Origin of the sequence: Pseudomonas sp. UBT (genome assembly GCF_050915955.1) — a bacterium.
In the GTDB taxonomy this organism is placed as follows: domain Bacteria; phylum Pseudomonadota; class Gammaproteobacteria; order Pseudomonadales; family Pseudomonadaceae; genus Aquipseudomonas; species Aquipseudomonas antarctica_A.
Genome location: NZ_CP168081.1, coordinates 320,007 through 332,468, shown reverse-complemented (window position 1 = coordinate 332,468; position 12,462 = coordinate 320,007). Strand labels below are relative to the sequence as shown.

General features: G+C 59.2%; 10 protein-coding genes. 5 read left to right on the top strand and 5 right to left on the bottom strand.

Annotated features, from left to right (window positions below; translation table 11 throughout):
- Nucleotides 1-6 precede the first annotated feature (6 nt).
- Both ACDZ94_RS25985 and ACDZ94_RS25980 read right to left on the bottom strand, forming a co-directional pair.
- Nucleotides 7-1,164 (bottom strand): PQQ-dependent sugar dehydrogenase, encoded by a 1,158-nt coding sequence (locus ACDZ94_RS25985; RefSeq protein ID WP_432751635.1) that lies wholly within the window; start codon nt 1,162-1,164, stop codon nt 7-9.
- A 12-nt stretch (nt 1,165-1,176) separates the two neighbouring features.
- Entirely contained in the window at nt 1,177-1,491 is a 315-nt protein-coding gene (locus tag ACDZ94_RS25980; protein WP_432751634.1) for a hypothetical protein, read from the bottom strand.
- A 183-nt stretch (nt 1,492-1,674) separates the two neighbouring features.
- On the opposite strand from ACDZ94_RS25980, the gene ACDZ94_RS25975 reads away from it, so the two are divergent.
- Together ACDZ94_RS25975 and ligD are read left to right on the top strand one after the other, a co-directional pair.
- Nucleotides 1,675-2,550, top strand: coding sequence for a Ku protein (locus tag ACDZ94_RS25975; RefSeq protein ID WP_432751633.1), 876 nt, complete (start codon nt 1,675-1,677; stop codon nt 2,548-2,550).
- 18 nt (nt 2,551-2,568) lie between these two features.
- Nucleotides 2,569-5,043 (top strand): DNA ligase D, encoded by a 2,475-nt coding sequence (gene ligD / locus ACDZ94_RS25970; RefSeq protein ID WP_432751632.1) that lies wholly within the window; start codon nt 2,569-2,571, stop codon nt 5,041-5,043.
- A gap of 19 nt (nt 5,044-5,062) precedes the next feature.
- On the opposite strand, the gene lpxO is transcribed toward ligD, so the two are convergent.
- Nucleotides 5,063-5,962 (bottom strand): lipid A hydroxylase LpxO, encoded by a 900-nt coding sequence (gene lpxO / locus ACDZ94_RS25965; protein WP_064452280.1) that lies wholly within the window; start codon nt 5,960-5,962, stop codon nt 5,063-5,065.
- 252 nt (nt 5,963-6,214) lie between these two features.
- Nucleotides 6,215-7,558, bottom strand: a complete 1,344-nt coding sequence (locus ACDZ94_RS25960) for an LPS O-antigen chain length determinant protein WzzB (protein WP_432751631.1) — start codon at nt 7,556-7,558, stop codon at nt 6,215-6,217.
- Nucleotides 7,559-7,933: 375 nt separating this feature from the next.
- Here ACDZ94_RS25960 and ACDZ94_RS25955 point away from each other — a divergent pair, with 375 nt between their 5' ends.
- Complete coding sequence (locus tag ACDZ94_RS25955; RefSeq protein ID WP_262667869.1) at nt 7,934-8,320, top strand: TIGR03067 domain-containing protein; 387 nt, start codon at nt 7,934-7,936, stop codon at nt 8,318-8,320.
- Nucleotides 8,321-8,457: 137 nt separating this feature from the next.
- Here the strand turns inward: ACDZ94_RS25955 and ACDZ94_RS25950 are convergent, their stop codons facing one another.
- Nucleotides 8,458-9,270 (bottom strand): class I SAM-dependent methyltransferase, encoded by an 813-nt coding sequence (locus ACDZ94_RS25950; protein WP_432751630.1) that lies wholly within the window; start codon nt 9,268-9,270, stop codon nt 8,458-8,460.
- A gap of 154 nt (nt 9,271-9,424) precedes the next feature.
- Between ACDZ94_RS25950 and ACDZ94_RS25945 the strand changes: the two genes are divergently transcribed.
- Both ACDZ94_RS25945 and ACDZ94_RS25940 read left to right on the top strand, forming a co-directional pair.
- Nucleotides 9,425-10,663: an MFS transporter gene (locus ACDZ94_RS25945; RefSeq protein WP_064454930.1), complete on the top strand. Its 1,239-nt coding sequence runs from the start codon at nt 9,425-9,427 to the stop codon at nt 10,661-10,663.
- Nucleotides 10,664-10,805: 142 nt separating this feature from the next.
- Nucleotides 10,806-12,392, top strand: coding sequence for an ABC-F family ATPase (locus ACDZ94_RS25940; protein ID WP_074851754.1), 1,587 nt, complete (start codon nt 10,806-10,808; stop codon nt 12,390-12,392).
- Nucleotides 12,393-12,462: the final 70 nt, after the last annotated feature.

Genomic DNA, 12,462 nt, shown 5'->3' with positions numbered 1-12,462 from the left:
GGTTGTTCAGTCCTGATTCAGGCCTACCCGATACAGCACGCCATTGTCCTCATCGGTCAGCACATACAGGTAGCCGTCCGGGCCCTGGCGCACATCGCGAATCCGCGCGTGCAAAGCGCCCAACAGGCGCTCCTCATGGATCACCTTGTCGCCATCGAACTGCAGGCGGATCAGCTCCTGGCTGGATAACGCGCCAATAAACAGGTTGTGCTGCCACGCCTTGAAACGATCGGCGTCATAAAACGCCATGCCACTGATGCCCGGCGATTTTTCCCAGACGTGATGGGGCGCCACTGTACCCTCCACGGTCTTGCCCTTGGCCTCGGGAATTGGCGTGAGGGAATAGTTGATGCCATGGGTTGCCAATGGCCAACCGTAATTCTTGCCACGCTCAATGATGTTGATTTCATCCCCTCCGCGCGGCCCATGTTCATTTTCCCAGATCGTGCCGCTCCACGGGTTCATCGCCAGCCCTTGCGGGTTGCGCTGGCCATAGGACCAGATTTCGGGGCGTACGCCCTCCTGACCGACGAAAGGGTTGTCATCCGGCACGCGGCCATCCGGGAAGATCCGCACCACCTTGCCTTGCAACTTGTCCAGGTCCTGGGCCGTCGGCCGGTCGTTGTTTTCACCGAGCGTGACGAACAGGTAGCCATCGCGGTCGAAAGCCAGACGTGAGCCGAAGTGGTTTCCGGTCGAGAGCTTGGGCTCCTGGCGCAGAATCACCTTGAAGTCTTTCAAACCGCTCAAGTCGTCGGCCAGACGCCCACGCCCGACGGTGGTGCCGGCTTTGCCACCCTCGCCGCCGCCTTCGGCGTACGACAGGTAGACCATACGGTCCTGCTTGAAGTCCGGCGAGAGCACCACATCGAGCAAACCGCCCTGCCCTTTGGCCCACACCTGCGGCACACCAGTCAGTGGCGCTGAAAGCTGGCCGTCCGGGCTGACAAACCGCAGATGCCCCGGGCGCTCGGTCACCAGGAAGCCTTGTTTGTCTGGCAGAAACGCCACCGCCCACGGGTGGTCCAGGCCTTTGGCGATCGGGGTCGCCGTGATGCTGCCTTGCTCGCTCGGGAACTGCTGGGCATCAGCCGCCCAAACGGTCGTCATGGGCAGCAGCGTGGTTGCGCAAAGCGCGGCTAGAAGGGTTTTGCGTAGAAACATAAGACAGAGTCCTTACCGGCGATTGCCGTTGGCATCGTAAGTGGGCGCTTTGGTGTCAGTGGCGGGACGGCTCGGGGCGGCATCCCGTTTCGGGTAGCGATTGCCGATACCACCGTTTTCCACGGTCGGCGCGGGGCTGGTCGGCCCGGTCTGGACACCGCGAACGGCCGGCGTATTGGGCTGGGTGCCCTGCATGCTGTTGGGGTTGGCCCGATGAATGGGGCTGTTGTTGGAATCGTTGCTGACGGGCAGGTTTTGCGCCTGGGCAAATGGCGCGAGCGCCAGGCCCAACGCGAGCACTGCGAGATGACGCACACAGCTGTTCATGACAAAGCCTCTTTGGGGCGAGTGGTACCTGCTTTCGATAACACGCTACGCCTTGGGTTCGGCTTTCGACATTAAATAGTTTCTCATCAGATGTAACACAATCTGTCCGCGCATCTGCCCGTCGAAACTTTTGCCAACGCCTGCGAGTCACCAGAACACTGACTCTTCTCAAGGAACGCAGCCATGCCAAGGGCAATCTGGAAAGGCGCCATCAGTTTCGGCTTGGTCCATATCCCGGTCTCGCTGGTCTCGGCGACGTCCTCCGAGGGCGTCGATTTTGACTGGCTGGACAAACGCAGCATGGACCCGGTGGGCTACAAGCGCATCAACAAGGCCACCGGCAAGGAAATCAGCAAGGACAATATCGTCAAGGGCGTGGCCTACGAGAAAGGCCGCTATGTGGTGCTCAGCGAAGAAGAAATCCGCTCGGCGCACCCTAAATCGACCCAAACCATACAAATCATCGCCTTTGTCGCCGCCGACCAGATCCCTCTGCAAAACATCGACACGCCCTACTTCCTGGCCCCGGACAAACGCGGCGGCAAGGTCTACGCCCTGCTGCGCGAAACGCTGAAGAAAACCGCCAGGGTGGCACTGGCCAATGTGGTCCTGCACACCAAGCAGCACCTGGCGGCGCTGATGCCACTGGACTCGGCGCTGGTACTGGTGATGCTGCGTTGGCCCGCCGAGGTACGCAGCCTGGACGAACTGGAACTGGGCAGCGACGTGACCAAACCGAGTTTGACCAAGGGCGAGTTGGACATGGCCAAGCGCCTGGTGGAAGACATGAGTGCCGACTGGCAGCCCGACGAATACCGCGACAGCTTCCAGGAAAAGATCATGGCGCTGGTCGCGAAAAAGGCCAAGGCCGGCAAAATCGAAGATGTGGAAAGCCAGGAAGGCAGCGAGGAACGTAAATCGGCCGATGTCATCGACCTGACAGAGCTGCTCAAACGCAGTCTTGCCGGCAAAGCCACCGCCGCCAAGCCCGCGACGAAAAAGGCCGCGCCGAAAAAGCCTGCCGCGAAAACGTCCTCCAAAAAGGCCTCAAGAGCCTGACACCCGCCGGAGAACGTCATGGCGAAGCCCCTGAGTGAATACAACCGCAAGCGCGATTTTGAGATCACCGCAGAGCCCGCAGGCGACGCGCCTGCTGGTAAACGCAAGGCTTCGGCCCTGTCATTCGTGATTCAAAAACATGACGCCCGCAACCTGCACTACGACTTTCGCCTGGAGCTCGATGGCGTACTTAAAAGTTGGGCGGTGCCGAAGGGGCCGAGCCTCGACCCCAGCCAGAAACGCCTGGCGGTTCACGTTGAAGACCACCCTCTGAGCTACGGCACCTTTGAAGGCAGTATTGCGCCCGGCCAATATGGTGCCGGGGATGTGATTGTGTGGGATCGCGGTGTCTGGCAACCCCATGACGAGCCGCACAAGGCGTATGCGGCCGGCAAACTCAAGTTCACCCTGGTCGGTGAAAAACTTTCCGGCGATTGGGCGCTGGTCCGCACTCGGCTCAAGGGCAGCGGCGATAAGGAACAGTGGTTGCTGATCAAGGAAAAGGACCCGCAGGCCAGGCCGACCGCTGACTACGACATCGTCCAGGACCAGCCGAAAAGTGTGCTCAGCGGCGCCGTGGTTGGTACTCCCAAGCCGCCAAAGAGACGCGAGAAAGCGCCCACTGCCCTGCCCGAACAACTCACCCCGCAATTGGCGACCCTGGTTGACCGCGCACCGCCCGGCGACTGGCGGTATGAAATCAAATTCGACGGTTACCGCATGCTGACACGCATACGCGACGGTGAGGTGCGCCTGTTTACCCGCAACGGCAATGACTGGACCGACCGCTTGCCGCGTCAAGTCAAAGCGCTGCAAGCCCTCAAGCTCAAGGACAGCTGGCTGGACGGCGAAGTGGTCAGCCTCAATGCCGACGGCTTGCCAGACTTCCAGGCGCTGCAAAATGCGTTCGATATCGGCCGCAGCCTGGACATCGTCTATTACCTGTTCGACGCGCCTTTTCTGCAAGGGCAAGATCTGCGCGAAGCCCCCGTGGAGGAACGCCGTGCCGCGCTCAAATCCGCGCTGTCCGGCAGCCGCAGCAAATTGCTGCGGTTCTCCGAAGCCTTTACCGCCAACCAGCGCGACATCTTCGAAAGCGCCTGCGACCTGGCACTGGAAGGCGTAATCGGCAAGCGCGCAGGCAGCCCTTATGTTTCCAGCCGCAGTGCCGACTGGATCAAACTCAAGTGCCGCTTGCGCCAGGAGTTCGTGATTGTCGGCTACACGCGCCCCCAAGGCTCACGCAGTGGGTTTGGTGCGCTGCTGCTGGCGGTCAATGACGACGCCGGGCTGGTCTATGCCGGACGCGTAGGTACCGGGTTTGATCAGGCGGCGCTGAAGTCGATCTACGCGCAGCTCACGCCGCTGCAACGCAAAACCTCACCGCTGGAACAGCCCTTGACCCGCACTCAGGCACGCGGTGTGCACTGGGTTGAACCCTCACTGGTCGGCGAAGTGAATTTCACCGAATGGACCCGCGAAGGCGTGGTGCGCCAGGCGTCATTCGTTGCGTTGCGCACCGATAAGCCGGCGACGCAGATCAATCGTGAGCAGCCACGTAAGGCCAAGTCCCTCACGAAGGCTACGCCGTCGAGAAGCGCCAGCAGCGCTGTGAACATCACCCACCCCGACCGCGTGATTGATCCGCAAAGTGGTACACAAAAACAGCAATTGGCCGCCTACTACGACAGCATCAGTGAATGGATCCTGCCCTTCCTGCGCCACCGGCCCGTCTCGCTGCTGCGTGCACCGCAAGGCATCGAGGGCGAGCAGTTCTTCCAAAAGCACTCTGAGCGACTCGCCATTGCGCATATCAAACAGCTGGACCAGAAGCTCGACCCGGGCCATGCACGCCTGATGGAAATCGACACGGCGAGCGCCCTGATCGGCGCCGTGCAGATGGGCACGGTCGAGCTGCATACCTGGGGCGCCACCTCGGACCACATCGAAACCCCCGACCTGTTTGTACTTGACCTGGACCCGGACCCGGCACTGCCTTGGAAAACCATGCTGGAAGCAGCGCAACTGACACTGTCGGTATTGGATGAGCTTGGGCTCCAGGCCTTCGTCAAGACCAGCGGCGGTAAAGGTCTGCACCTGGTTGTACCGCTCGCGCGCCGGGATGGCTGGGAGACCGTGAAGGCGTTTGCCAAAGCCATCGCGCAGTTCATGGCGCTGCAATTGCCCGAACGCTTTAGTGCTACCTCGGGCCCAAAGAACCGGATCGGCAAGATCTTTATCGACTACCTGCGCAACGCGCGTGGCGCGAGCACCGTCGCCGCCTATTCGGTCAGGGCACGACCTGGCTTGCCGGTATCGGTACCGGTGAGTCGAGAGGAATTGAAAGGGTTACGCGGAGCCCAACAGTGGACGATCGCCAACCTGCACCTGCGGTTGAACAACCTCAAGGGCGATCCGTGGACCGGTTATGCGCACCGGCAGAAGATCAGCAAGACGATGTGGGACAAGCTGGGCGCGAAACCACCGCAGTGATTCGCGCCCGCAGGGCAATTTAGATCAGGATAAAGATCAGCGCCAAACCGGCGAAGATTGCCCATTTTTCCAGGTAGTAGCGTGCACGATTGCGCTTTTTGAGCTCTTTACCACGCAGACGGATCTTGTACAGGCGCGTGAACGCGCGGTTCAAGCCCCCGGTCTTGTCGCCATCATCATTGGGCGAACCGGCAGCTGCCATCACGTTACGGCTGAACCAGCGGTTGAACGCCGCCGCCCAGCGGTACTTCATTGGGCGTTCGATGTCGCAGAACAAAATGATGCGGTTGTGCGGTGTGGTGTTTTCCGCGTAGTGAATGTAGGTCTCATCAAACATCACCGGCTCGCCGTCGCGCCAGTAATAGCTTTCGCCATCCACATTGATGTAGCAGCCAGGGTCATTGGGTGTATCCAGGCCCAAGTGATAGCGGTAGGAACCGGCGTACGGATCGCGGTGGCGTACCAGCTTGGAGCCCGGCGGCAACTCGGCAAACATCGCCGCCTTGATCGAGCCGATGCTTTGCACCAGTTCAGTGGTGCGCGGGCACAGCTTCATCGCCGACGGGTGACTGTCGCCATACCACTTGAGGTAAAAACGCTTCCAGCCGGACTTGAAGAACGAGTTGAAACCCACGTCGTTGTACTGGTCAGAGCGCTTGATCTCGCCTGCCCGCATCAGGTTCTGGCCTTCCTGGCGGATTTCCTCCCAATGCTCCTGTAGCGGGCTCAGGTCCGGAAAATCGCTGGGCGACAGAAAGGGACGGCTTGGCTGCTTGGAAAACATGTAGAGGAAGCAGTTGACCGGCGCGAGGAACGTCGAGTGGTCGCTAAGCTGGCGGCCCAGCTTGTGTCGCACCCTGCCACGCAGGTGAACATACGCAATGGAGGCAACGTAGAGAACAACAATGATGAGTTTCAAGGGATTCGTCACAAGTCAGAAGAGAACAGGCTGCTCCTGCATGCCCACAACGGCCGAGGATAAGTAAGCAGCACCTGAAATCACGATTACACATTGGCAGTTAGTCGCGGGTTTACTGTCCGGACCAATGCCATTGGTGGTTATTTAGCCACAGTTTGTAACCAAAGGTTAACTAAGAATTGTGAAAAGCTGTCTACTAAACGTCATAAGCAAGTATGGACCGGCCTGGTTACCGGCCCATTGCAGGCGTGTTTACCGCGGCGGCTGACCGTCTGTGCGCTCGCCACGTTGGAAACGGCCACTCCCCACAAAGGCGTACGGTTCAGCCTGGCGGTGCACGAGTATAAAGTGACGGATCAGCGCCACCAGCAAGCCCAGGAACACGCCCATCACCAGACTCACCGCGATGATCAGCAGTTTTTTCGGCTTGATGGAGGCCAGCGGCTCCTGGGCGCGGCGGTCGACGGCCACCAGCTTCAAATGGCTCATATCGATGTTGAGGCCGCGTAGCCTGGCGGCTTCCGCCCGAAGCGGTTCGACATCCCGCAAGAAGATATCTTCGTTCCCACGTTTTTGCAGAATCTCAACTTCACGGTTGGATTCCAGCAGTTGAAGCTCTTTGCCAATTTCAGCGACACGGCTATTGGTGAAGTCATCGCTGGTACGCTGTTGCAAGGCAGTTCGCTCGGCTTCCAGGGCTTCAGTGCCGAGGAAATACAACGGGACCTTCTGGTTGCTGATCTCGGTGCGCACCACCTGATTTGAGCCTGCTCGCGTGGTATCGGCCATGGACGATGGCGTCGTCGGCTTCCTGATGCCCATGGTTTTGGCAATCGAGATCGCCTCGGCCAGTTCTGCCAGGCGGTCGGTGCGCTCCATTTTCATCTGCAGGCGCAGCCCACTGAGCTCATCCTGCAATCGGGCACGCTTGAGCCTGTCGGCCTCAAGCAGCATGGCGATTTTTGATTCCTTTTCCGTTTCATAATTGGCACGGGCGGCGTCGATTTTGCCCTTGAGCTCGCTCAGGCGGTTATTAACGATCACCTTGAGGTCGGCGCCGACTTGCTCACGCTCCGCGGCAATGGCGTAATCGACAAAACCGTTGAGGATCGCAACGCCGTCGACGCCAGCCGGGTATTGCAACTCCAGGCGGATAGAATTGCTCAGGGAATCGGCTTTCTTGGGGTCCGACAGGATCACGTTGATTGAGCTTCGATTGAAATCTTCAAAACTCTGCTCGAGGCTGCGACCCGGCTTCTGGTAGGCATTGAACAGTTGTTCATGACTTTTAAAGAACGCCAGGCGAGCCTCATAGGAATCCAGCTGCGCGCCTACTTTCGCCAGCGCATCAGCGGCAGGCAGTTTGTAAACCTCGGAGCGGTTCAGCGCATCCAGCTCATTGATCGCCGCCGGCCGCAGCACGCTGCTGACCTCATACTGCTTGGGCGCCATAAACGCGTAACCCGCTCCCAGTAGGCCTGTAAGAATCGTACAACCCACTATCAACTTTTTTTGCCGCCACAGGGCATGGAACAATTCAAACAGGTCAATTTCATCTGGCGTTGCCGGCGAATTGAGCGGAGAAGTTTGGTTCAAAATAAGAACACTCTAAAGTTGACAATAGAAAGCCACCGCCCCTGAAATTCGGACTTGAAGCCCGAGAGGCATGGAAACTCAGAGACAACGCCCTGAATACGAATGACCTATGGCAGTCAGACCACTGGGTATGGCGAAAAATCCGATGCTATTAGAGATTGTTTCTGTTTCATGTCGATGAACAGGCAAGGCCGTCCCTTATGTATGACTAAGAATGTCACCAGCGTAGTCAATAGATGACTAAATCGCTGTCAGCCCACAAAAAAAGGCTGTTTGCGCCGCCTGTCAGTAGCGTTACAGTTACACATTGGCCGATTCACTCCCCGTAATGTTGTGCTCACACGGCACCTCAACCTTCAGCAATAAGGAATTTGCATGCAAGCTCTGTCAGACCCGGACTATCAAATGCTTCAGGGCGCTTGGGAGCAGACATCCCTGGAAGACAATGGCGTGGTCAACCCAGTTGATGCACACAGCGCACCAGGGGCGATTACCACGATTAGCGGGGATCAATTCGAAGTGAGAACCGTCAGTGGCGAAATATTGCTCGCCGGCAGCTTTTCTCTGGACAGCAGCACTCAGCCTAAAAGCATTACCTGGGTTGACTCCATGGGCGATGACGCCGGCAAGCCCTTGCCCGCCAGCTATCGTCTGGAAAAGAATGACTTTGTGTTTATCGCCGCGGACGAAGGCATGCCGCGCCCGGCTGTATTCAGCACCGGGCCCGGGCAAACCATGCGCACTTTTGTACGCCGAGCCTGAACCACGCGCCATCCGAACTTGCGACACGGTTTTCACATGACCTTCACTTTCCGGCCTATAGGGTGAGGCCTACCTACTCCAGTGAATCACTTGGCCCGCCTCTTCTCGCGGGCTTTTTTTTTGCGCGGTCAACCGGCTCAGACGAGACGTTTGCTGGCGGTCAAGGTGAAGCACAGGGGCAACTGGGCCGATTGGTGCTCGTATTGGTCATACAACTCTTCACGATTTGAATGCGGATACTCTCGCAGATGGTCAACCTGCAACTGCGCCGAGATCAACCCGCTTACGATGCTGCCCAGGGTATGCACGTACCAATAAGACGTCGGCCCGGGAACCTCGTCCAGCCCTTCATAGACAATCGACTGCTGTAACACGAACGGATCGCGCTGGAAGTACGAACTGGTGGGCAACAGCGGATTGGCGGCCCGCGGGTCGAACACTTCGAGGAACGGGTGAGTCTCGTAGATCACCAGGGTGCCACCGGGTTTTAGCGTACTGGCCGCATGCCGCATAAACAGCGCCACATCCGGCATCCAGTTCAGTACGCCAATCGTCACCAGGGCCACATCGAAACGCCCCTGCAAGCCCTCAGGCAGATGATGGATATCGGCTTCAATAAACTCCGGGCTGTGGGGCGAAACATCGGCCAGTTCCCGCGCTTGCAGGAGAAAGGCTCGAGATTGATCGACGCCCACCACGGCGCGCGCGCCCAAGGCGAACAACGACAGGCTTTCGCGACCGTTGTTGCAGCACAATTGCACCACGTCCTTACCGGCAACGCCGACGTCTTGCAGCAGTGCAGTGATGGTCGGGTCGAGGCAGGAAAAGTCCGCGTGGGCAATCGAGGCCAGCAGTGCATTCCAGTCAGGGCTGTCTTTGTGCAGCGTGGCGGATGCATCCCAGGCGTCTTTGTTGCTGGCGATGGCCTGTTGGGCTGAGGGCATGTCCATTGCGTCTCCAGATAGTCGTTAAAGCAATCTGCGGAAAATAAGCCAATTACCTGTCGGACGAAACCCTCCACGGAAGCGAAACTTCTCCACACGCCAACAGGTCACTAAGCCAATGAGTGTTCAGCCCTTGAACGCCCCTCCCGAAGAGTTCGCCGTGGCCAATCACGCTGACCTGCGTAATACCTTATCCCTGGACAGCCTGAATTTCTTCCTGGCCGACGTCCGCGACGGGCTGGGACCTTACCTGGCGATCTACCTGCTGGCCGTCCATAAATGGGACCCGGCCAGCATCGGTGTGGTGATGACGCTCGCGGGTATCGCCGGCTTGCTCACTCAGGGCCCGGCGGGCGCACTGATTGACCGCACACGCAGCAAACGCGCGGTGATAGCCGTGGCCGCCATCCTCGTTACGGTCAGTTGCCTGACGCTGCCGTTTGTCAGCGCTTTCAGTTGGGTAGCCTTGACCCAGGCCGCCAGTGCCGTCGCCGCCTCGGTGTTCGCCCCGGCGATTTCGGCGATTTCGTTGGGGATTACCGGGCCGCGCGCCTTCACCCGCCGTACCGGGCGCAATGAAACCTTCAACCACGCCGGCAATGCCGTGGCGGCGCTGTTGGCCGGCGGGTTGGCGTACCTGTTCGGCCCGGTGGTGGTGTTCTACCTGATGGCCTTTATGGCGTTGGCCAGTATTGTGGCGGTCAGTTGCGTCTCGGCCAAGGCGATAGACCATGAGGTCGCTCGGGGCTTTGACCCGGCCCACACCCGCGATCACGAACAACCCTCCGGCATGAAGGTATTACTGGGCAATCGCCCGCTGCTGCTGTTCGCCATCTGTTGCGCCCTTTTCCACCTGGCCAATGCCGCCATGCTGCCGCTGGTCAGCCAGAAGCTGTCACAGATCAACCTGCAAATGGCCACGCCGCTGACCTCGGCGTGTATCGTCGCCGCACAATTGGTGATGGTGCCGATGGCGTGGCTGGTTGGGCTCAAGGCAGACCTGTGGGGGCGCAAGCCGCTGCTGTTGGCCGGTTTCATGATTTTGCCGCTGCGCGGCGTGCTGTATACGTTGTCCAGCGACCCCTATTGGTTGGTCGCCGTGCAGATGCTCGATGGCATCGGCGCGGGGATTTTCGGCGCGCTGTTCCCGGTCATCGTCAAAGACCTGACCCAGGGCACTGGCCGTTTCAATGTCAGCCTCGGCGCGCTGTCCACGGTGTTTGGGCTGGGCGCGGCACTGAGCAGCAGCCTGGCCGGTTTCGTCGTGCAACAGGCCGGCTATAACGCGGCGTTCCTGACGCTGGCGGGCGTCGCTGCGGTGGCGTTAGCCTTGTTATGGCTGGCCATGCCGGAGACGCTGATGAAACCATCCCTCGCTCGCCATACAACTGTCGCCTGACATATGCGACAATGCGCGCCAAATTCCAACACACATCCAAAATTTTCTGCTCAGCGACCGGGTTTCGCGCCTTGATGTCGCTGTTGACGCATGCCTGAAGGCTCCTGCCGCCACGCTCGCAACCCATTGATAGGTAAAGTAATTGATCTCCACAGCTAACATCACCATGCAGTTCGGCGCCAAGCCGCTCTTCGAGAACGTCTCGGTCAAGTTCGGCGCCGGCAACCGTTATGGTTTGATCGGTGCCAACGGTTGCGGCAAGTCGACCTTCATGAAAATCCTCGGCGGCGACCTCGATCCGTCCGGTGGCCAGGTCATGCTGGAGCCGAACGTACGCCTGGGTAAACTGCGCCAGGACCAGTTCGCCTACGAAGAATTCACCGTACTCGACACCGTGATCATGGGTCACGAGGAACTGTGGAAGGTCAAGGCCGAGCGCGACCGCATCTACTCGCTGCCGGAAATGAGCGAAGACGACGGCATGGCCGTGGCCGAGCTGGAAACCGAATTCGCCGAGATGGACGGCTACACCGCCGAATCCCGTGCCGGTGAGCTGCTGCTGGGCCTGGGTATTCCCCTGGAACAACACTTCGGCCCGATGAGCGAAGTGTCGCCAGGCTGGAAACTGCGCGTATTGCTGGCCCAGGCGTTGTTCTCCGACCCTGAAGTGCTGTTGCTCGACGAACCGACCAACCACCTGGACATCAACACCATCCGCTGGCTGGAAAACATCCTGACCCAGCGCTCCAGCCTGATGATCATCATCTCTCACGACCGTCACTTCCTGAACAGCGTGTGCACCCACATGGCTGACCTGGACTACGGCGAGCTGCGCCTGTTCCCGGGCAACTACGACGAGTACATGACCGTGGCAACCCAGTCCCGCGAGCAACTGCTGTCGGACAACGCCAAGAAGAAAGCGCAGATCTCCGAACTGCAATCGTTCGTCAGCCGCTTCTCGGCCAACGCCTCGAAAGCCAAGCAGGCCACTTCCCGCGCCAAGGCGATCGACAAGATCCAACTGGCCGAGGTCAAGCCTTCGAGCCGTGTGAGCCCGTTCATCCGTTTCGAACAAACCAAGAAACTGCACCGCCAGGCGGTCATCGTCGATCGTATGGCCAAAGGCTTCGACGGCAAGCCGCTGTTCAAGGACTTCAGCTTCCAGGTTGAAGCCGGCGAGCGCGTGGCGATCATCGGCCCGAACGGTATCGGCAAGACCACCCTGCTGCGCACCCTGGTCAATGAACTGACGCCGGATGCGGGTAGCATCAAATGGACCGACGCCGCAGAATTGGGCTACTACGCCCAAGACCACGCTTCGGACTTTGAAGACGACATGAGCCTGTTCGACTGGATGGGTCAATGGACCCAAGGCGAGCAAGTGATCCGTGGCACCCTGGGCCGCATGCTGTTCTCCAACGATGAGATCCTCAAGTCGGTCAAGGTGATTTCCGGTGGTGAGCAAGGTCGCATGCTGTTCGGCAAGCTGATCCTGCAAAAGCCGAACGTGCTGATCATGGACGAACCGACCAACCACTTGGACATGGAATCCATCGAAGCGCTGAACCTGGCGCTGGAAAACTACCCGGGCACGCTGATCTTCGTCAGCCACGACCGTGAGTTCGTATCGTCCCTGGCCACCCGCATCATCGAGTTGAGCCCAAGCGGCGTGATCGACTTCAGCGGCACCTACGACGACTACCTGCGTAGCCAAGGCGTGGTGTTCTAAGTCACTTAGAGCGCCATTGTGGCAAGCGGGCTTGCCCTGCGTTGGGCTGCGAAGCGGCCCTAAAACCAGA